We start from the raw sequence: 20,513 nt of genomic DNA, 5'->3' as shown, positions 1-20,513 counted from the left end.
CAGTCGTATGTCCAACACATTGGTGTCAGAATCTTCGGAAAACCGTCTTGGAGGCAACGATGCTGGTTACCCATATTCTCGGAGATTGCCCCGGCTGCAACGGGAAAAGCTGCTTCGGAAACGTGTCCGTCCGCGACGACCACGTTCTTCGTGGATGCCTCCGTTGTAAGCATCACATCAGTGTTTGGCTGCCGGAAATTCGAAAAAAGGTCCTGTACCTGGACCAATTCTTCTTTTCTAGCGCATTCCGTGGCGGAGACCCTCGATTTGTAGAGGCGGCAGATCGAGTGAAGAAAGCGGCGAGCCTGCAGCTTTTGGTTGCGCCGTACTCCTCTATTCACGAGGACGAAACCCATCAGTGGCGAGGTTATAAGGAATTCAATAAAACCGACCTCTTGGCGTTCATCAAAGAGGTATCGGGTGGTGCGAAGTTCCAGCAGGACTATGACGTCGAAACCACCCAGGTCACGAAGGCCTGGAGCGCTTTCCTTAAGGGTGAGCCCTCGGGGTATGTACTTGAGGATGACGACGCTATAGAAGGCCCACTAGACCAGTGGGACGATTACTTCCGTATTGACGTGCCTGATTACTTCAAAGACGTCGAACTCAATAGGTTCTTGAAGGGGCAATCTGTCGATGGCTTGATCGATCTGTTTGATCGATGGCAAGCCTCCACTCAAACGTTCGACCAAGACGTCGCCCAAGAGGTACAGGCGGTTGCCGATAACTACCTGAGCACGTACATCACTATGATACAGCGGCTCGCCCGAGGTGACGCCCAAGCAATGCTGGACTCCCCGATTGTGAGTCAGGTTGTCGAGCAAATGCTGCATTGGCTACCGAAAGACCAGGGGTTGACTGAGCGCCTTAAACAATGCGCTGAGTTCTTCAGGTCGGAACACTTCCGACAAGTGCCGAATCTGTATATCTCGGCTCGAATGTACGCAACACTGAAGGCTATGGTGAAACGAGGCGCTTATGCTAACCGCGAAGAGGCTCGTAAACGACTGAATGGTTTCTTTGAGGATGTCAAGCACATTTCGCTTTACGCTCCGTACTGCAACGCGTTTTTTATGGACCAACCAATGGCCGACCTAGTCCGCCAGCCAAGCGTGAATCTCGAGGGTCGCTATGGCGTACGCGTTTTCAGCCTGAACAACCTGACAGAGTTCTTTGAGTGGATTGATGACCTGGAGCGCGGAATGAGCGACGATCATAAGGCAGGTATCGAGGCAGCCTATCCCAATCGACTTCAAGCTATGGGGTAAGACTCTGAATACGTCCTGTGTGGAACAGTACGAGACGACGCAAAAAGGAGCTGCAATTTTGGCGCCGCACGCCCAACGCCAGCGGACAGCGAATCGCGCTCGGCTAAGAACCTGGAGCAATCGTCTCCTCCAAGGAACTCGGTTGGTGGTTGCTCCTGGGATGGATTGGGCATAGTTTATTCCTAGCCGCCCGTTTTTCGGGCTAGCGAACAGGCGTAGTACCATTTTTTACCATTCGAGGTAACGTAAGCTCAACTCGCCTGAAAAAAGTGATCCGACACGCTCGACAAGGCGCTGTAGCTCCGAGAACCGACTATCCTCGCCTGAGCCCTTACAACCGGCCCATGAGACCGACATGGACGAGAAAGCCGCAATCACTGCATGCACTATGTCTCAAATTGTCCTCGTTCTGTCCCATTCTTTGCCCCCCTAAGGTACGTCATTCCCCCCGGGAGGGCTGACCCGACCATACGACAGCTTCGACCAGGATTAGCGTTTCAAACCCGCCCCAATATTCCAATAAGCTCCATAGGCCAGCAAAGTCAACAGCTTGCAACAATCTACTTCTGCAAGGAACTAAAAATTTTATCAAAGCAAGCAGGAACAAACTCCCACCCGAAATCGTCAACCATCGACTTCACCAAAGCAAAAAGAACTCCCCCCTCCCTGCCATTTAAAGATTTTAGCTCTTGATAACGAGCGATCACCCGCGCCATTAACTCATGGCCATTACATGTAAGATATTCCAAATCCAGTTTCAAAACATAACCACCGAGAAGTTCAATGCTTACATCCTGTGCATTTGGCGAACCTCTAAACTCAAGTATAAAATTATCAATTGAGGCCTGAAGAAGCTCTACGCGCTCCATCCACTCGCGAACACTAACCTGTACGCCACAATATTTAGCCAAGTCATACTTATGCGGTGAGTGCCCGTAAAGCAAACGCAACACATAGAGCGGGTTAAGCATTATATTTTCTATCGTATAGTAAAGCCCACAACCAGCCACCACCACATTCCGGACTGGTTTGTTTTTAAGATCCCAATCTACTATGCCCCTCACTGTAGAATTTCCAGCAAAAGAAAGTGATTCAACCATCGCTATAACTTGACCGCAATCACCGACGCCATTTAGCTCTTCCGTGAATCGTCGCAACTCCTCTTTCTCGATCCCCCGCAGATACTGTCCTACTTTCACTTCCACTTGGCTAGGTGGCATTTTGGGGCCTGCCACGAGGAATGACAGCGATATTTTCGAATCAACACTCGGAAAACGAGACTTTATTTTGTCATATATGTATCTATACGCATCCATATCTCCTTTACTCTCGACGAACACCTCACGTCTGTTACGAGAGTTCAGCGAAATCTGGGTTACGCCATCGAGCAAGTCAGCTAGAGCTTCATCTTTTTCCGTCAGAACAATTGCCTTTGAGGAAACCCGATATACACATTCATCAGGCGCCAATGCCACAGTTGTCGGAGAGTGCGTAGTAAAAATTATTTTACAATGAAAAGACTCTGCGATTCGCTGAATTACGGAATAAAACTTTACAACCATTTTTGGATGCAGAAATGCGTCCGGCTCATCCAGCAGAATCAACTCAGGAACCCCAGAAGTCAATTCCGACCTATATTTCAACTTAAACATTACCGTCGCAAGCCATAAAAGACTTTTCTCTCCCGACGACAGTCCATCTAATGGTATTTCCTGCCCGGTAGATACATCTTTCAAGACCGGATTAAAAACATCATCACCCATCTCATCATTTGGCGGATCAATGCCGATCTTGCCGTCAAATATCTCATTTAGCACATCATTAAACAACAACCACGGCGGCTCACCAAAAGACCTAACAAATTCTGGCAATTCCAAATAAATACTCTTTCCGCCGTAATTTTCTCCGCGCCACTTCTCAAACAAGTTGGTTCTCTTTCGCCTTATGTAATCATTACAGACATTCCCAATATCCAGGCCATCGAAAATCTGAAACCCGCCCTCAAAATTAAACTTAATTTCTTCCTCAGTAAGCTCCCCAACGCTTTTCCCTAGCTTTCGCGCAATGGATGCAAAGCATTTATACATTTGCTCAAAATTATAGGGGGCCCCAGGATTCATTTGATTATAATGCGGCTCATCCCGATAAGGGGACGCGAAAACCTCCTTTTGGCTATTAAACCAGCCAACCACCATGGCCAGCCGAGTATGGTGTTCGTCGCGTGCATAGCCGTTGCTGATGCGGCCTTGCATCGTTGTAGAGGGCACATAAGCTATGTTCGCAGAAGGAATAAACCGTCCACCATCAGTTACCTGCATAGCACTCCGAGCTGCCTCTAGAAATCGGGTTTTTCCTGCGCCGTTCTTTCCTGTGAGCACCGCGACAGGACTATCAATCTCTACAGGATTCTCTAAGAAAAAGCCTTTGTAGGGCAGCGTACTTTCAAAAAGCATAGGTTCTCCTGAGTTCTGACTTCAGATCGATCAACCCAATTAGCGGTTGAGATAAGGAGAGATTGACGCAGAGGCCAGATCAGAACAAGCCCCTATGAAGAGAGTTCCCACTTCATTCCAGTAGAAGCTCATATGGATTCAGCGTACCCGCCATAGCTGATCGATCCGAGTCGTGTAGGAACGACTCATCATCTCTCGGCGCATCCCCCAATCGGGGGTACGGGGGACGCTGGCCGAACGCATCGTTCCCCGGCCGTACTTCCCATTTATCTCGTCCAGCACCGACATCAGTCGGTCGCATGCCACCGGCTGCGTGACCGCGAACATGTCATCGGTGAACTCGCCCGGCTGCCGTAGATCCATCAACAGCACCTCGGCTTTGCTGAATCGATACCTTGGCCGGTAGACCTGCTCCACCGCCTCGGTGGCCGCCCTGGTGAGCAGCAACGTATCGTTGGTGGGATACGGTAGCTCCACCAGCACGCCCTTGGCGTACTTGGCTTCGTCCGGGTTGAACATGCCCGTGCGGATGCTTACTCGCATACGCTTGCACACAGATCCCTGCGCCCGGAGTTTCTCGGCCGCTCGGCCGGCATAGCTGGCCACCGCCTGCTTGATCGTCGCCAATTCAGTCAGGCGCTTGCCAAACATACGGCTGCAGCAAATCTCTTGCTTGGGCGGGGCAGTCTCCTCGAGGTCAAGGCACGGTGTGCCGGCAAGCTCCCGGGCTGTCTTCTCAACGACAACGCTGAACTTTTGGCGCAGCGTCCACGGGTCCGTCTTGGTCAAGTCCATCGCGGTGCGAATGCCCATCGCCTCAAGGTGCACCGTCATCCGCCTGCCGATCCCCCAGACTTCCTTGACTTCGGTGTTGCGCAACACCCAGTCCCGCTTGAACGGGTCGCAAATATCAACCACGCCTCCGGTCTGCGCCTGCAGGCGCTTCGCGGTATGGTTGGCCAGTTTTGCGAGTGTCTTGGTAGGGGCAATACCTACCCCTACTGGGATGCCGGTGCACTTGAGCACCTTGGCCCGCACCTGGCGGCCGAACTCGGTGAGACTGCCCTGAACCCCAGTCAGATCGGCAAAGCACTCATCGATCGAATACACCTCCGCCGCCGGAACCATTGATTCAATCAGCGACATTACGCGCTCGCTCATGTCGCCGTAGAGCGCATAGTTTGATGAAAAGGCCACAATGCCGTGCCGCTGCAGCGTGTCCTTGCATTGAAAGTAAGGCTCACCCATTTTGACGAACGGCTTCGCGTCGTACGACCTGGCGATCACGCAGCCGTCGTTGTTGCTCAGGACCACGATGGGGGTCTTGGCCAGATCCGGCCGGAACACACGCTCACAGCTCGCATAGAACGAGTTGTTCCGGGGCTTGCTAAAGGTTAGGAATGAAATAGGCTTATAAACAATGATTTAAGAAAGATCTAAAAACAGCTTTAGAAGCAATGGGGATGGTCAGAGACGGAGGGATGTTGATGGAGCTTGTGTGGGCTACCGAGGACTTGGTGATTGCCGGTCGTCCTTATCCAGGCTTTCCGATCCTGCTTTGGGACACGATGGACAGTTGCGTCCCGGCCAATGAATTCTTTCGCCACTACCTGTTGCGTGGCGCTATTGGGTCACGAAAGTCATGGCCAAGCACAGGGCGTGCGCTGTATGACTTTTTTAGTTTCCTCCAAGTTCATGACCTTGACTGGCGCGACGTGGAACGTGGCGAGGCCAAGAGTGTCGTAGGGGCCTACCGGGACTACTCCCTGGTGGATTGCAAGTTGGCTTCATCAACAACACGTCAACGGCTGCACTATGTGTGCAAGTTCTACGAGTATGCACAGCAGCAGGGATGGGTGAGCAGACTGCCGTTTGGCTATGAGGAACGAACGGTCAAACGCGTCCTCGGCTTCCTTGCCCACGTTGATGCCGGCGGCGCCAAAGCAATGGTGAACGACGTCATGCCGCGCAAGCATCGGGCGCTTCCGAAGTTTCTAAGCATGGATGAGATCAAGGCATTGCTGGCGACGCAGGAAAATCCGCATCACCGCATGATGATTCGGCTCGGCCTTCAGACGGGACTGCGCCGGGAGGAAATCGCCTCTTTCCCGCTTGCCTACATCTTCGATCCGGATAAAGCCGGTAGGCGCGAGCGCAACATCCGGATTCGCCTCGATCCACACGATGGTCATGGCATGCGCACCAAGGGCAGCAAACCACGCGACATCTACATCAGTCGCCGCTTCCTCGCTGATTTGCATCGTTATGTAGTGCAGGTTCGCGGTGAGCGGGCATCATTGAGCCGCACCAAACATGAGACGCTGTTCCTGAACCAGTTTGGTGAGCCCTACTCTGATGATGGCAAGCGCGTCGCACGTATCGTCCGGGAAACCGGCAAGCGAGCCGGTATCAGGGTCCATACCCACATGCTACGACACACCTACGCCACCCATACCCTAGTCACGCTCCAGCGAAACCGCGCTGGGGCGGATCCGCTGGTGTTCGTGCAGCGGCAGCTTGGCCATAGCTCCATTCAGACGACGATGGTTTATCTGCACTTGGTCAACGAACTGGCCGACGACGCGGTGCTGGCCTACGACGATGAATTGAATGAAGGGCTGGAGCGGTCTAATGGGCAAACGCAAGGTATTCAATAGGACCGACCTCAGCGTCCCACATGTCGAGCACAGCCGCGATGCGGCGGGTCATGTTGTCGTTCTCCCGGAGGCGATTCCGCCGGCCACTACTGTAGTGGCCTTCGAGCGCAATGCCACTCGCTCCCGGGGCATCGACTTCGCCCCTTGGTACGGCACGGGCATTGATCCGATCACTTATGCCTGCCAGCGGCAGATCGAACGCTTCCTGGCCCGGCAGGACGGCGGGCTCGAGGCCAGTTCCGTGGCGAGTATCTGTAAAGGTGGTTTACGTCACTTTCTAAACTACATTGCACTGCGCGCAACCGCGCTCGGGCGCGGGCTGACCCTGGACGATATTAATCGCGCTGTAATTGACGGCTTTCTTGGCCACCTCGCTGGACTGGGCATCAGCACCCTTAGCCAGAGGGGCCACTACACCAGCGCGAAGTCCGTCCTTCATGCGTTGGGCCAGCGTAGCCTTATTTCGTTAGTCTCCACGGGGGACGATGCGACTTTCCCACGAAATCCGTTTCCAAACAGTGGCAAGCATAAGGGCGAAACGCCGCTGCCGAAGCGTCAGCGGCAGGCGTTCACCACCGCACTCAGGCAAGCGGTCATGCCGATCTGGCACGACGATATCCCAGTAACTGGCGAATTGTTGGCTTATGCCCTGCTGACTGTAGCACTGCACACCGGGCGAAACTCCACGCCGCTGCTGGAGATGGAGCGCAATTGCCTGCGCGCCCATCCCAAGGACAACAGCGTATTCCTGGTCCTTTGGAAGCGCCGCGGCCACACCAGCCACAAGGTGGCGCTGCGCGCCGAGAACACGACTGCACATCTGTTGGAATCCACGCCAACCGTCAAGACCAATGTCGAGCGCCTGATACGACGCATCCTTGCCCACAGCGAGCCGCTGTGCGCGGAGGCCCCAGACGAACTCAAGGATCGCGTGTGGCTGTATCGCGTGCATCGCGGCCCAGGCCCCGGCCGGGTCATTGCACTGACTGACGGGACGTTGAAACTGGCGATCAAAAAACTCGTGGCCGACCACGGGCTTACCGATATCGACGGCCAACCGCTGCGCATCAACATCTCTCGCCTCCGCAAAACGTTCGCCAACCGAATTTTCGAGTTACTAGGGGGCGACCTGGTGACTACGGCCATCGCGCTTGGCAACACGCCACAGGTGGCCGGGCGAAATTATTTGGCACCTAGCGGGGACGCGAGGCGCAACTGGAAATTTATGGGCGAGATACTTGTTCAAGAATTACTGACCCGCACCATCGGCGCGACCTACCAGACCACCCCGATGGGGCGCTGCGGCGACCCGATGAATGGCCAGTACGCACCGAAACGTGAAGGGGCAGCGTGTTTTTCGTTCCTCAACTGTCTGCGCTGCAAGCATTACGCAGTGACGGAGGAAGATCTGCACCGCCTATTCAGCTTCTACTTCCGTGTATTCACGGAGCGCACACGCATAGACAAGCGGCGTTGGACACAGGAATACGCGCACATTCCTCGATTGATTGACGACTACATTGTAGCTGAGGGGCTGCGGCGCGGGACTTTCAAGCCGGCGGCCGTCGAAGCCGCCCGCGAGCGTGCGCGCCGCGAGCCGCACCCGTTCTGGTCGTCCGATGTGGTGGAAAAGCTGGAGATCTTTGCATGAGCGGCAATAACCTAGTCACGCTATCTTGGGCGAACATCGAGTCCCAGCCGGGGGAAATATGCGACCTACCCAAGAGCGATCGCGACGCACTCATCGTGAGCGCCATCCAGGTCGAGGGGCACTGGGTCATCCTCAGCCGCTACGGCGACGATATTTGGCAGCTGGACGGCTTTACCAGCAACGTGCCAGACAACTTGCGGCGCCAGGACTTCAGCCGCGTGCCCCGTGCGTTTAAGGACGTGATGAAGGCTCTGCTGTACCGCTACCTGCGGCGCGGTCGCGCGGGGCAGAAGCGCCCCAAAGCGAGCACTTTGCGAAATTTTTTTGAGAATGCGCTGCCCTTCCTACGGTTTCTAAACGCGCTCAAGCTCAATCACTTCGGCGCGGTGACACCCATGGTCTGCGCGAACTACGTTGCCGAGTGTCGGGCGTACAAGCAGACGAGCCGGAACCAGGGTAAGCCGCTGTCTCAGAGCGCCCTTGAGCGCCGCTTCATGGCAGTCGAGGCGCTTCATGAATTGAGCCAGTACACCCACGATCCGATCCCTCTGCATCCCTGGCCTGATACTTCCGCGAATGCGCTGGCCGGCAGCGGCACGGCTCGTAAACAGGGTGGCAAAACACCGCTGATGCCGGATGAGGTGTTCTGCGCCCTGTTCGAGAGAGCCTATCAACAGGTTCAGCACGGCAAGGCGCTACTCGATTTACGCGATGCCCTCAATGCCGTCGCAGCACAACGGAGAAGGCAGGTTACCAGAACAGTCATAGAGGCTAAAAACCGCCACCTCGCCACTTTGGGCTGGGATGGCGGCTTGGGGGCATTTAATCAGGCGATCCTTGATCTACGGACTGCCTGCTACATCGTGCTGGCCAGCACCTCCGGTTGCCGCAACCACGAACTGGCCAACATCCAGTCGGGCGCGCACCGCTGCACAGAGGACGACGAGGGAACGATCTATCACTGGATGCGCTCCAGGTCGGATAAGACCGACACTGGGGTACACGACTGGATGATCCCCGAAGTCGCCGTGCGCGTGTTGCGCATGATGGAGCGTTGGGCCGAGCCGTATCAGGCTATGATCGCCGCCGAGATTGCCGAGCGACGAAGGGTCAATCTGCGCGACCCAGAAATCGCCACGGCGCATAAGCATCACCATGCACTCTTTCTCGGGGTGTGCCCTGCAAAGGGCAATTTAGTTCGCACCCTGTCGGGCATTACATGGAACCATGCCCTCAAAGCGTTCGTGCAGGGCTGTGGGGTGGACTGGAACCTCGCCAGCCATCAATTCCGCCGCAAATTCGCCAACTACGCGGCGCACAGCCAATTCGGCGACTTGCGCTACATGCGCGAGCACTTCGCACACTGGTCCATGGACATGACGCTGGGCTACTCCATGGACGAGGACTGGGGTCAGCACCTCGACATCGAGTTGTACAGCGACATCCAGGCAGAACTCGAAGACATCAAGTTCGGCGTCGTTGACACCTGGATGGAGGACGAACCGCTGGCCGGAGGCTACGGTCGCTCGATCAAGCGCTGGCGGCGCGATCCGGCGAACCTCGCCATCTTCGAGAGTCATGCATCGATGGTGACCTCAATTTCCGAGAGCACCGCGATCCGCAGCAATGGCCACGCCTGGTGCACCGCCAGCGACGACCGTTGCATCGGCAACACATTAGAGCGGACTCGCTGCGGCGACTGCCACAACGCAGTAATTGGGCGCAGCCACATTGGCGTATACCAGCGTCTCTACGACAACCTGAAGGGATTGCTGGATTGTAACGACATTGGGGACGGTGGCCGCCAGCGCATCGTGCGCGACCTGCAGCGTTGCCGTGACGTGCTCGTGCAGCTTGGATACGCCCCGGAGATGAACCTAGCATGACGACCAAACGCAAGCCCTCGGACGCTCGTGAGCGGGATTTGCAACTCGCGCTCGCCCGCATCCAGCGTGGCCGGGCACATACCGGAGAATCCAAGGTCACTATCGCCTCTGTGGCGCGCGAGGCGGGCGTTTCGACGGCGCTGATTCACAACCACTACCCCATAATCGCTGAGGCGATCCGCGATGCTCAAGGGCGTTCCAGTCGCGCCCAACGCGACGTGAAACACCAAGATCTCTGTGCGGAGCGTGAGAAGAATCGCGCGCTTCGCCGGGAGATAGAGGGACTGCGCGCCAAGGTAGCCAGCCTTGCCTCCATCAACGAGGTTTTGCTAGCCGAGAACCGACTTCTACAGGCGAAGCAGAGCGACTCCAAGGTGATCGACCTGCCCCCGTGCATATTCTGACGTAACCCCGATAGCAGTCATTCTCTAAACCCGCTACTGATAATGCTCCCATAGCACCGCCATTTATGCGCTTTCCGACGATCCAGATTGAGTAGTTGCACAGCCTTTGCCCAGCCATTAGCACTCGATCTGACCAGTCATTTGCATCGAATCTGACCGGCATGCTTCATGATCCTAAACTGGCAGGGAACGACCTGGTGCTTCCAGTTCGGGCAGAAATCGGCCAAAAGCAGTCGATCATCATCGCTAGCTAGGATCTCTACCCAGCTTGAGGTTGCTCTGGTAGTTACCTAAAGCAACCTTACGCGCTGCGTTCAATGCCAACGGATCGGGTGATCTTTGCCTCACGCATAGGCTTGGACGAACAGTTCCACTGCGGCGCTAACGCGCGATTCGTTCACCGCCATAAGGTTGTTGCAATCGATGCTTCCGACCGCCAGCAGAAGAAACTGGATGGAGGCCTGCCTGGGATCGTTGCAGCGTCTGGACTGGGACAAAGCCCTTTCAAGATAGGCCTGGTAGGGGCGATGGCGTTGGCGCCAGCGCTTCTGCGGAATTCGGTTGGATCGCAGCAGTATATGAGTGAGAGCATGAAAGGCCGGATGCGTGCTTTGCTGTAGCAGTTCACCTGCGGCTTCCTGCAGACAGGCGCGCAACCCGCCCGTTGCCTGACACGGCAGCTTCGGCTCCGGCAGCTCCTCCAACCAGTGATCGATGACGGCTCGGAACAGCTGCTCCTTGTCGCCGAAGTGCGCATACAGGGTGGCCTTAGTCACCCCGGCGGAGTCGGCAATGGCTTGCATGTTCGCCAGGTCGTAGCCGAATGCGGTGAACACATCGCTCGCCGCCCCCAGTATCTCGCGCCGACGTTTATCACGGCGCCTGTCCTTCTGCGTGAGGTGGCTCATGCTCAAGACTCCCAGCGGCGAAACAACAGGCTGGCGTTGACGCCGCCGAAGCCGAAACCGTTCGACAGCGCATGACGGATCGTCATGTGCCGGGCATTCAGGGCGACCAGGTCTAGCCCCTCAGCCGCTTCGTCGGGATGGATGAGATTGAGCGTGGGCGGGACGACCTGATCGCGTAGCGCCAGGACGGTAAAGATGGCCTCGACGCCACCGGCGGCACCCAGTAGGTGGCCGGTACTGGACTTGGTCGAGGTGATCGCCACGCCCGATTCGCTGCCGAACACCGAGCGGATGGCGGCCAGTTCGCCGCGGTCGCCCACCGGCGTGGAGGTCGCATGGGCGTTGATGTGCTGCACCTCGCTTGGCGCGATATCGGCCTGGCGTAACGCCTGCTGCATGGCCCGGCGGGCGCCGTCGCCGTCCTCCGGGCCGGCGGTCAGGTGATAGGCATCGGCGCTGGTGCCGTAGCCGACCAGTTCCGCCAGCGGCTGGGCGCCGCGGGCCAGGGCATGCTCCAGCGATTCGATCACCAGCAGGCCGGCGCCCTCGGCCATGACGAAGCCATCCCGGTCGCGGTCGAACGGGCGCGATGCTTCCCGAGGCCGGTCGTTGAATCCGCTGGACAGGGCACGCGCCGCCGCGAAGCTGCCGAGCGTGACGCGATGGATCGCGGCTTCGGTTCCGCCGCATACGGCGATATCCGCTTCGCCACTGCGGATCAGCCGGGCCGCATCGCCGATGGCTTGCGCGCCGGCCGCGCAGGCAGTCACCGGAGCCCCGAGCGGGCCGCTGAAGCCATGGCGGATGGAAACCTGCCCGGCGGCCATGTTGCCCAGAAAGGAAGGTGCGGTGAATGGCGACAGTCGTCGCGGGCCGCGTTCGTCCGTGGTGCGAACCGCCTCGGCGATGGCACCGAAGCCGCCGACACCGGAGGCAATGATGGTCGCAGTTCGTTGTCGCTGCGCTTCGTCTGTCGGCTGCCAGCCAGCCTGTGCCAGGGCTTCATCGGCGGCGACCAGGGCGAACTCGATAAAGCGATCCATCTTCTTGCGCTCCTTGGTGGCGATGGTTCGCTCAGGGTCAAAACCCGCATGCGGATCGTCCTCCACGGTAGGGACCCGGCCACCCACCGCGCAGCCAGTACCTTCGCTCAACTTGGCGGGCAACGCTCGAATGCCCGACTGCCCTGCCAGCAGGCGTGACCAGACAGTCTCGGTGCCGCAGCCCAGGGGGCTGACCACACCTGTGCCGGTCACCACGATTCGAACTGCATTGCGGACACTCATAATCTCACCTCGCTTGTCACAGGGTCGGCGCCTCGCAACGCGCACCGCCCGGTTGCTTTCTAGTCGCTTATACGCTCGGTTCCGGCCATGCGCACTTCGCCGTCAAGCCGTCGGCACGTCGAAGACGAAACAGGTAGTGGTCGCATGGGCATAGAGCTTGCCTGTCTCGTCTTCGACACGGGCCTCGGCCGTGGCGATCTGCCGCCCGCCGTGGATCAGCGTGCCGACCGCCCGTAACGGGCCGATCTTGTGGGAGGCAGATCGCACGATGTTGATGCTGAGTTCGGCCGTGGTGTAGGAGCGTCCGGCCGGCAGCGTGGTTTGCACTGCGCAGCCCAGGGCTGAGTCCAGCAATGTGGCGAGCCAGCCGCCGTGCACCGTGCCCAGCGGGTTGTAGTGTTGCGGCAGCGGGATGCCCTGGAACACGGCACGGCCGTTTTCCACCGCCAACAACGTCATGTTCATGGTCTCGTTCATGGGTGGGTACGGCAGCTCGCCGGACATCATGGCTTCGAGAATTTCGCGGCCGCTCTTGCCGGCGAGTTGTTCCATCCGGGCGAGCCCCGGCTTGCCGCCGCCTTCGCGCATGCGCTGCATTGCGTCCGACTGCTGGCTTGTCCAGACAAAGGATTTCTGCTCGATGTCCATAGATCTCTCCGACAGGGCAGGTACAGATTTTTTACCTGGTAGTTTCTCGGCTTGCGTCCGAGTCATTGGGTTTGACGAGGGTTGCTGGCCGCGTGTTGACGGGCAGGCACAAGGCTGCGGTCAACAGCGCCAAGCCGACATGGCACAGGTAAACGGCATCGAAGTCGACGCGTTGCAAACCGGCACTGCCGAGCAGCAGCACGGTGAGGACGACGCCCATGACGGAACCAATTTGCCGGATTGCCTGGTTGATAGCGCCGCCCACGGCGTATTGGTTCGCAGGTAAGCGGCTGACCGCAGCTCCCGACAGCGACGGCATTACCATGCCCACACCAATCCCACTGAGCAGCATGCCCGGCAGCCACTGCGTCAGGTACGCCGGCTCGGCTCCCGGTACCAGCAAAAACCACAGTCCACTGGCCGCGTAGACCAGACAGCCCGCCAGCAGCAGTGGGCGGTGGCCATGCCTACTCGCGAGCCGACCGGACAGAGCGGCGACCGGAGTCACCAGCAGTGGACCAGGTGTAATTGCCAGGCCTGCCAGTGGCAGCGAGTAGTGCCAAATCGAGTTCATGTAGAAGAAGAAAGCGAAAAACATCATCGAAAACGCGATGCTGAAACTCAAGCTTGCGAGGTTGACGTAGCGGTAAGTAGGGTTGCGAAACAAGCTCAAATCCACCAGCGGCGCGCTGGCGACCCGTGCCCAGACGACAAATCCGACGATGCCCATTAGGCCGATACCTGCAACGCTCAGCAGTTCATGGCGTGACCAGGCAGGCGACTCCGATTGCACGATGGACAGCGCCAGGGCACCGATGCCGATAATCAGCAGGCCCATGCCCAGCAGATCCAGTGGACGGGGCCTGGCTTGCTGGGTTGCTTCCGTCAATAGCGTTGCGCCGCGCCACAGTGCAAGCAGGCCCACAGGCAGGTTCAGGTAGAACGCCCACTGCCAGCCGACCGATGCGATCACGAACGACCCCAGGCTGGGCCCCACCGCCGCGGCCAGGCCACCGACGGCCCCCCATAGGCTGACCGCCACGGCGCGCTGGCTTTGCGGGAACGCCGCCAGTACGAGTGAGAGCGATGCGGGTGTCAGCAGTGCAGCGCCGATAGCCTGCAGTACTCTTGCCGCAACGAGCCATCCCACGTTGTTTGCCAAACCACAGGCGGTAGATGCCGCCAGGAACAGCGCAACGCCGCCGAGAAACACCTTTTTTCGCCCATGCTTGTCGGCCAAGCCACCGGACGGGATCAGCATCGCGGCATAGACCATCGTGTAAGCATTGAGCACCCAGGAGAGATCCGCCGGAGTTGCCAGAGGAAAACCTTCTCGCAAGGAACCGAAGGCCGCGAACAGCATGGTGCCGTCCATCGACACCAGAAACACCGCCAAACTGACCACCCCAAATACCCGCCAAGGTGAGGCGTTGCTGGTATGCGTGCTCGGCGCTGCCTGTGCCTTATTGGCAGGAGAGGGCATGATGGTCTGGCTGTCGGGGGCGTTCATGGAGTCTCTCGCTTAATACATGCGTGTCTGTTCAAATGCGATGTGACGCCCGGACGGGATGTCAGGCGAGGCCAAACGTTTTCCTCAGGCCCTTCGCGACTGGGCCGGTCGGCATGAAACGGCGCAGCTTGCTCAGCAGGGCGGCCTCGCCCTTGGGCGTATGGCGCATTTTCCAGGCCCCCAAGGCGGCCTCGACCATGGTCGAGGCGACCCCCTCGGGCTGCGGCGCCTTCTGGACATTCCTTTGTATGGCCTGGGCAACGACGCCGCGCTCGCTGTCGTAGGCCGCGATCCTGGAAGCCGCCTGGGGCGCATTGAGGTCCAGGTTGGTCTTGGTGAAGGACGGCTCGACCAGGGCGACACGAATGCCGAACTTGCGCACCTCGTGATCCAGGGTCTCGGACAGCCCTTCCACGGCATGCTTGGAGGCCGAGTAAAGTCCCATGTACGGCGCCGGCAGGAAACCCAGCACCGAGCTGACGTTGACGATGCGCCCGGCGCCTTGCTCGCGCATATGCGGCAGTACTGCCTGGGTGGTACGCAGGATGCCGAACAGGTTGGTGTCGAACAGCGCCTGGGCTTCAGCAATCGAAGTCTCCTCCGTCGCGCCGAGCAGGGTCATCCCCGCGCTGTTGACCAGCACGTCGATGCGGCTGGCCTGGGCGATGATGTGCTGAACGCCCTGCCTGATCGACGCCTCGTCACGGATATCCATCTCGACTAGCTCGACGCCGGTTATGGGCTGTGCCTTTGCAGTGTTGCGCACGCTGCCGAATACCCGGCAACCGCGTTGGGCAAAGCGCTCCGCGGCGGCGCGGCCGATACCCGATGACACGCCGGTAACAAGCACAACTTTTGAGTTCGCCATGGTGGTTTCTCTCGTTCAGGGAAGTTTAAGGTCTGCCATCTGCCGCACTGGGGGCACCCTGTCCACGCCGGCCAGGCTGCCATCGTTGCCGTTGCCGGGCCTGATCTTGAACCAGATCGAATACATGGCCGGCAGGAACACCAGGGTCAGCACGGTGCCGGCGAAGGTGCCGCCGATTAGGGTGTAGGCGAGCGTTCCCCAGAACACCGAGTGGGTCAGCGGGATGAAGGCCAAAATCGCCGCCAGTGCGGTGAGGATCACCGGCCGGGCGCGTTGTACGGTAGCCTCGACCACCGCGCGGAACGGGTCCAGGCCTGCCTGTTCGTTGTGGCGGATCTGCCCGATCAGGATCAGCGTGTTGCGCATCAGGATGCCCGACAGCGCGATCAGCCCGACCAGTGCGTTGATGCCAAATGGCTGCTGGAACAGAATCAGCGTGGGCACCACCCCGATCAGCCCCAATGGGCTGGTCAGAAACACCATGACCATCGCCGAGATCGAGCGCACCTGCAGAATGATGATGATCAGCGTGACGGCCAGCATGATCGGGAACAGCGGCAGCATCGCCTTGCTCGCTTTGCCCGACTCCTCGATGGAGCCCGCCTGCTCGATACGGTAGCCGCTCGGCAGCTGCTCGATCAGGGGCTGCAATTGTCGGCTAATGGCCGTCGACACATCCGGCGGCTGCAGACCCTCGGCGATATCGCCGCGTACGGTGATAGTCGGCATACGGTCGCGCCAGCGCATAATCGGCTCTTCCATACGCACCTCCACCTCGCCGACCTGCGACAGTGGGATACGCTGCCCGTTGGCACCTGCCAGGGTAAAGTCCATAACCTTGGTCGGATCGAAACGAATATCGCCAGCCGCACGTGCCATCACCTGAACTGTGCGGATGTCCTCGCGCACGGCGGTGATGGGTACACCGCTGAGCAAAAACTGCAGTTGCTGGGCCACGGCGCTGGAGGTCAGTCCCACGGCCTGCAGGCGATCCTGTTGCAGGCTGAAGTGCAGCGTCGGCACGCGCGTGCCCCAGTCGGTATTGACCGTGCGCATCATCGGGCTGGCGTCCATCACCTGCTGTACCGCCGCCGCGATTTCGCGCAGCTTGTCCGGGTTGGGGCCGGTGACCCGATAGGCAACGGGGAACGGCGAGTACGGGCCGAACACCAGCTGGGTAACGCGCACCCGCGCCTCGCTGGCCAGACCCTCGGCAATCGCCTGGCGCAGCCGATGCTTCAATGCTTCGCGCTCGTCCTGATTGTCGGTACGGATAACTATCTTGGCGAACGACGGATCCGGTAGCTCCGGCCCCATGGCCATGAAGAAGCGTGGCGCGCCCTGGCCGATGTAGGCCGTGACAATTTTGGCCTCTTCCTGCTGGGCCAGCCAGGCTTCGACCTTCTCCGTGGCGGCGCTGGTCTGGGCGATCGAGGTGCCGTAGGGCATCTGTACCTCGACCAGCACCTCGGGTCGGTCGGAGATCGGGAAAAACTGCTTCTTCACCAACCCCATGCCGAGTATCGCCGTGACGAAAAGGCCGATCACCGAACCGGCGACCAGCCACTTGCGTGCGATTACGCGGCCCAGCAGACGACGAAAACGGTTGTAGCGCGGGGTATCGTAGATGGCTTCATGCCCACCCTCGATCTTTTTGATCTCGGGCAGCAGCTTGACGCCGAAATAGGGCGTGAAGATCACCGCAACCAGCCACGAGGCGATCAGCGCGATGCCGACGATCCAGAACATGTTGCTGGTGTATTCGCCGGCCGTAGAGCGGGCAAAACCGTTGGGCATAAAGCCCACAGCGGTGACCAGGGTTCCAGACAGCATCGGCGCCGCCGTATGGCTCCAGGCGTAGGCGGAGGCCTGGATCCGGCTGTAGCCCTCTTCCATTTTTACCACCATCATCTCGATGGCGATGATGGCGTCATCCACCAATAGGCCCAGGGCCAGGATCAGCGAGCCCAGAGTGATGCGGTCGAAGTTCTTGCCGGTCGCCGCCATCACCACGAAGACCATCGCCAGCGTCAGCGGCACGGCCACCGCGACCACCACGCCCACCCGCCAGCCCATGCTGATAAAGCTCACCAGCATGACCACTAGCAGCGCGACGAAGAACTTGATCATGAACTCGTCGACCGAAGCGCTGATATTGACGGCCTGGTCGGTGACCTTGCTCAGGCTCATGCCCAGCGGCAGCTCGGCGTTGATTGCACTCACTTCGTCGTTCAGGGCTTTGCCCAGGTCGAGACCGTTCCAGCCTTCGCGCATGACGATGCCCAGCAGCAAAGCCGGTTCACCACCGTTGCGAATCAGGAAGGTCGCCGGGTCCTCATAGCCGCGCCTGACCGTGGCGACGTCCGACAGCTTCAGGGTACGCCCCTGGGCCACCACCGGCGTGTCGCGAACCTTCTGCAGCTCATCGAAGGCGCCGTCCAGGCGCAGGAACACCTGCGGCCCCTTGGTCTCCACGGAACCGGCCGGCGTCAGGGCATTCTGCGCATTGAGCGCGGCGAATACCTCCTGCGGACCGATCCCTAGCGTTGCCAGGCGCTCATGGGAGAACTCAACGAAAATGCGTTCGGCCTGCTCTCCGATGATGTTGACCTTCTTCACTCCCGGCACGTGCAGCAGCCGCTGACGCAGCGCCTCCGCGTCGCGCACCAGCAGGCGCTGTGGCTCGCCCTTGGCCTTGAGCGCTAACAGGGCGAAGGTGACGTCCGAGTATTCGTCGTTGACCAGCGGCCCGATCACGCCGGACGGCAACGTCTTCGCCTCGTCGCTGATCTTCTTGCGGGCTTGGTAGAACTCCTCCGGCACTTGCGAGGGAGGCGTGGTATCGAGCAGCGACAGGGTGGTGAAAGCCAGGCCGGGTCTCGTGTAGGTTTCGCTGCGGTCGTACCAGCGCAGCTCCTGCAGGCGCTTTTCGATTTTCTCGGCGACCTGATCCTGCATTTCCTGGGCCGTGGCACCGGGCCAGGCGGTGACTATGGTCATCACCTTGACCGTAAAGGCCGGATCCTCTGCCCGCCCCAGCTTGAAGAAGGCGAGTAGCCCCGCCAGCGAGATCAGACAGACCAGGAACAGGGTGATGGAGTGCTCGCGCACGGCAAGCGCCGAGAGGTTGAACCGACCGTCGCTCATGGGCGGCCTCCTTCGGCCACCGCAACAGCTGGCTGACCGTCGACCCGAACGTGCTGACCTTCACGCAGCAGGTGTGCCCCGAGCGCGACGATCTGCTCGCCTTGCTTGAGCTGGCCAGTGATGCGGGCATGCTCGTCGTCCAGGTGCAGCACAGTGACCGGCTGCCAGGCTACCTGAGCGGGCTCTCCCCGGATGACCCACACACCCGGCCCCTTGCCCGCGTCGTACAAGGCGCCGATCGGTACCTGCAGGTTGAATTGCTGATCGGCCTGCCCGTTCGCTACCTGCACGGTGATGGTGGTACCCAGGGGCGCTCTGGCGAGTTCGCCTTCCAGCACATAGCGCGCCTCGAAGGTGCGGGTCAGGCGGTCGGCGACATCCGAGAGTTGGCGCAGATGGGTCGCAACGCTGATGTTGTCTTTGCCGAAGAGTGTGGCCTGGGCGACAGAGCCGACCGCAGGGCGCAGGGTTTCCGGTAGCTGGATAACGGCTTCCCGAGGCCCGGCATGCGCCACTCGCACCACGGGCTGGCCGGCACTGACGACCTGACCGGGCTCGACCAGCGTCTCCATGACAATGCCATCGGCATCGGCCAACAGCTCGGCGTAGCGTGTCGCATTACCGGCGACTTCCGCCTGGGCCTCGGCCGCGCTGAGCTGGGCCCGCGCCGCATCCGCCGCAGCCTTGTACTGGTCGTAGGCCGACGCCGATACCGCGCCGGTGCCGCGCAACGCGCGATAGCGGGCTTCATCGTCGATAGCCTGCTGCGCCCGCGCTCGCACCGCGGCGACCGCTTCGCGCTGCGCATGGGCGGCAAGCTTCAAGTCGACGGGGTCGAGGCGCAGCAGAACCTGGCCGCGCTTGACCGATTGTCCGGTATCCACCAGCCGCTCCAGCACCTTGCCGGCTACGCGAAAGCCCAGATCGCTTTGGACCCTGGCTGCGACGATGCCGGTGAATGAGCGCGGCGCGGGTGCCGCCGATTGAGCGAGGGCGACTCGCACCAAGGGCGCATCGGTACGTGGATCGGACGGCGCTTGTTCGCCGCAGGCGACTAGCGCAAGGGGCAATGCGCAGATGACGAGGGATGAGGTGAAGCGGCGCAAAAGCATGAGAGTCCCATTGGCGAGTGGGTTGGGACTCTCACTTTGAATCTAGTGACCAATTTAGTCAATAGTCACAACTGTCAGGGCGACAGGCTACGCAGTATCAAGCTGGACAGCAGTTGTGGAGCCCCGTCGGTGTAGTCGAGGCCGTGCTGCAGGAGCAATGGATTGAGATAGGGGCGCATGACCAGATGGATCGCCATCGCGGCTTCATCGAGAGGGGTCTTGCGCTCGAAATCTCCGCTTTGCCGTCCCTCCTGCAGGATGTCTTGGATCAGCTGCTGGATGCGCCCCTCATAGGCGCGTGCCGACGACCAGCGCTCGGTCGCCGCAGAAGCGGCGATTTCGTAGAGCTTACGGTCCTGGAAGAACAGCCGCAGGCTCGACTCGACCAGCGCCTTGAACATGCGCCGCAGCTTCTCCGGCGGGCGCTCGGCCTCATCGACGGCGGCCCTGACTTCGGCTTCGATCTGGCCCAGACAGTTCGAACAGATTGCCTCGCCGATGGCCTGCTTGGACTCGAAAAACTTGTAGATATAGGCTTTGGAAAAACCGATAGCCTTGGCCAGATCGGAGACCGTCGTCTTCTCGTAGCCATAGAGGCTAAAGTGTTCGGTAGCCGCGACCACGATCTGGTTGCGTACCTCGTGATCGACCGGACCACGGGATGCCGTTTTAGGGGAAGGTGTCTTGTTCATGGGCATAGCCTACAGGCCGATTC

General features: G+C 59.4%; 15 protein-coding genes. 5 read left to right on the top strand and 10 right to left on the bottom strand.

Annotated elements, in window-relative coordinates; all coding sequences use genetic code 11:
• The first annotated feature begins 59 nt into the window (after positions 1–59).
• A complete protein-coding gene (locus CAG22_RS20940; protein WP_085706074.1) occupies positions 60–1,268 on the top strand; it encodes a hypothetical protein in 1,209 nt (402 codons plus the stop codon).
• A 560-nt stretch (positions 1,269–1,828) separates the two neighbouring features.
• Here the strand turns inward: CAG22_RS20940 and CAG22_RS20935 are convergent.
• Positions 1,829–3,721 carry an AAA family ATPase gene (locus CAG22_RS20935; RefSeq protein ID WP_085706073.1) on the bottom strand — a complete coding sequence of 631 codons (1,893 nt, stop codon included), beginning with the start codon at positions 3,719–3,721 and terminating at the stop codon, positions 1,829–1,831.
• A gap of 138 nt (positions 3,722–3,859) precedes the next feature.
• A complete protein-coding gene (umuC, locus tag CAG22_RS20930; protein ID WP_085706072.1) occupies positions 3,860–5,128 on the bottom strand; it encodes a translesion error-prone DNA polymerase V subunit UmuC in 1,269 nt (422 codons plus the stop codon).
• Positions 5,129–5,208: 80 nt separating this feature from the next.
• Between umuC and CAG22_RS20925 the strand changes: the two genes are divergently transcribed.
• The 4 genes from CAG22_RS20925 to CAG22_RS20910 are packed head-to-tail and all read left to right on the top strand — an operon-like array spanning position 5,209 to position 10,319.
• The gene (locus tag CAG22_RS20925) at positions 5,209–6,378 is read left to right on the top strand and encodes a tyrosine-type recombinase/integrase (RefSeq protein ID WP_085590784.1); all 1,170 of its coding nucleotides are present in this window, start codon (positions 5,209–5,211) and stop codon (positions 6,376–6,378) included.
• The gene (locus CAG22_RS20920; RefSeq protein ID WP_085706071.1) at positions 6,353–8,029 is read left to right on the top strand and encodes a hypothetical protein; all 1,677 of its coding nucleotides are present in this window, start codon (positions 6,353–6,355) and stop codon (positions 8,027–8,029) included. The genes CAG22_RS20925 and CAG22_RS20920 overlap by 26 nt, the downstream gene beginning before the upstream one ends.
• The gene (locus CAG22_RS20915) at positions 8,026–9,915 is read left to right on the top strand and encodes an integrase (RefSeq protein WP_085706070.1); all 1,890 of its coding nucleotides are present in this window, start codon (positions 8,026–8,028) and stop codon (positions 9,913–9,915) included. Before CAG22_RS20920 ends, CAG22_RS20915 begins: the two co-directional genes overlap by 4 nt.
• Entirely contained in the window at positions 9,912–10,319 is a 408-nt protein-coding gene (locus CAG22_RS20910) for a TetR family transcriptional regulator (protein WP_085706069.1), read from the top strand. Before CAG22_RS20915 ends, CAG22_RS20910 begins: the two co-directional genes overlap by 4 nt.
• A 344-nt stretch (positions 10,320–10,663) precedes the next feature.
• On the opposite strand, the gene CAG22_RS20905 is transcribed toward CAG22_RS20910, so the two are convergent.
• The 8 genes from CAG22_RS20905 to CAG22_RS20870 all read right to left on the bottom strand — a co-directional run bounded on the left by CAG22_RS20905 (position 10,664) and on the right by CAG22_RS20870 (position 20,490).
• The gene (locus tag CAG22_RS20905) at positions 10,664–11,227 is read right to left on the bottom strand and encodes a TetR/AcrR family transcriptional regulator (protein WP_085706068.1); all 564 of its coding nucleotides are present in this window, start codon (positions 11,225–11,227) and stop codon (positions 10,664–10,666) included.
• Between the two features lie 2 nt (positions 11,228–11,229).
• Positions 11,230–12,513, bottom strand: a complete 1,284-nt coding sequence (gene fabF / locus CAG22_RS20900) for a beta-ketoacyl-ACP synthase II (RefSeq protein WP_085706067.1) — start codon at positions 12,511–12,513, stop codon at positions 11,230–11,232.
• Positions 12,514–12,615: 102 nt separating this feature from the next.
• Positions 12,616–13,161 carry a PaaI family thioesterase gene (locus CAG22_RS20895; RefSeq protein WP_085706066.1) on the bottom strand — a complete coding sequence of 182 codons (546 nt, stop codon included), beginning with the start codon at positions 13,159–13,161 and terminating at the stop codon, positions 12,616–12,618.
• A gap of 31 nt (positions 13,162–13,192) precedes the next feature.
• The gene (locus tag CAG22_RS20890) at positions 13,193–14,671 is read right to left on the bottom strand and encodes an MFS transporter (protein ID WP_085706065.1); all 1,479 of its coding nucleotides are present in this window, start codon (positions 14,669–14,671) and stop codon (positions 13,193–13,195) included.
• A gap of 61 nt (positions 14,672–14,732) precedes the next feature.
• The gene (locus CAG22_RS20885) at positions 14,733–15,539 is read right to left on the bottom strand and encodes an oxidoreductase (protein WP_085590654.1); all 807 of its coding nucleotides are present in this window, start codon (positions 15,537–15,539) and stop codon (positions 14,733–14,735) included.
• A 15-nt stretch (positions 15,540–15,554) separates the two neighbouring features.
• Positions 15,555–18,686, bottom strand: a complete 3,132-nt coding sequence (locus tag CAG22_RS20880) for an efflux RND transporter permease subunit (protein WP_085590656.1) — start codon at positions 18,684–18,686, stop codon at positions 15,555–15,557.
• Positions 18,683–19,798, bottom strand: a complete 1,116-nt coding sequence (locus tag CAG22_RS20875) for an efflux RND transporter periplasmic adaptor subunit (RefSeq protein ID WP_085590658.1) — start codon at positions 19,796–19,798, stop codon at positions 18,683–18,685. The genes CAG22_RS20880 and CAG22_RS20875 overlap by 4 nt, the downstream gene beginning before the upstream one ends.
• A gap of 74 nt (positions 19,799–19,872) precedes the next feature.
• Positions 19,873–20,490, bottom strand: coding sequence for a TetR/AcrR family transcriptional regulator (locus CAG22_RS20870; protein ID WP_085590660.1), 618 nt, complete (start codon positions 20,488–20,490; stop codon positions 19,873–19,875).
• Positions 20,491–20,513 lie beyond the last annotated feature (23 nt).

Source organism: Pseudomonas sp. B8(2017) (assembly GCF_002113575.1).
Lineage (GTDB): Bacteria > Pseudomonadota > Gammaproteobacteria > Pseudomonadales > Pseudomonadaceae > Aquipseudomonas > Aquipseudomonas putida_Z.
This window is presented reverse-complemented; position numbering and strand designations above follow the sequence as displayed.

What these genes read in the sequence shown, in the direction of transcription:
- fabF (WP_085706067.1), bottom strand. Translation starts at nt 12,513, where the DNA reads ATGAGTGTCCGCAATGCAGTTCGAATCGTGGTGACCGGCACAGGTGTG.
- CAG22_RS20940 (WP_085706074.1), top strand. Translation starts at nt 60, where the DNA reads ATGCTGGTTACCCATATTCTCGGAGATTGCCCCGGCTGCAACGGGAAA.
- CAG22_RS20895 (WP_085706066.1), bottom strand. Translation starts at nt 13,161, where the DNA reads ATGGACATCGAGCAGAAATCCTTTGTCTGGACAAGCCAGCAGTCGGAC.
- CAG22_RS20915 (WP_085706070.1), top strand. Translation starts at nt 8,026, where the DNA reads ATGAGCGGCAATAACCTAGTCACGCTATCTTGGGCGAACATCGAGTCC.
- CAG22_RS20880 (WP_085590656.1), bottom strand. Translation starts at nt 18,686, where the DNA reads ATGAGCGACGGTCGGTTCAACCTCTCGGCGCTTGCCGTGCGCGAGCAC.
- CAG22_RS20890 (WP_085706065.1), bottom strand. Translation starts at nt 14,671, where the DNA reads ATGAACGCCCCCGACAGCCAGACCATCATGCCCTCTCCTGCCAATAAG.
- CAG22_RS20935 (WP_085706073.1), bottom strand. Translation starts at nt 3,721, where the DNA reads ATGCTTTTTGAAAGTACGCTGCCCTACAAAGGCTTTTTCTTAGAGAAT.
- CAG22_RS20920 (WP_085706071.1), top strand. Translation starts at nt 6,353, where the DNA reads ATGGGCAAACGCAAGGTATTCAATAGGACCGACCTCAGCGTCCCACAT.
- CAG22_RS20870 (WP_085590660.1), bottom strand. Translation starts at nt 20,490, where the DNA reads ATGAACAAGACACCTTCCCCTAAAACGGCATCCCGTGGTCCGGTCGAT.
- CAG22_RS20910 (WP_085706069.1), top strand. Translation starts at nt 9,912, where the DNA reads ATGACGACCAAACGCAAGCCCTCGGACGCTCGTGAGCGGGATTTGCAA.
- CAG22_RS20925 (WP_085590784.1), top strand. Translation starts at nt 5,209, where the DNA reads ATGGAGCTTGTGTGGGCTACCGAGGACTTGGTGATTGCCGGTCGTCCT.
- CAG22_RS20905 (WP_085706068.1), bottom strand. Translation starts at nt 11,227, where the DNA reads ATGAGCCACCTCACGCAGAAGGACAGGCGCCGTGATAAACGTCGGCGC.
- CAG22_RS20885 (WP_085590654.1), bottom strand. Translation starts at nt 15,539, where the DNA reads ATGGCGAACTCAAAAGTTGTGCTTGTTACCGGCGTGTCATCGGGTATC.
- CAG22_RS20875 (WP_085590658.1), bottom strand. Translation starts at nt 19,798, where the DNA reads ATGCTTTTGCGCCGCTTCACCTCATCCCTCGTCATCTGCGCATTGCCC.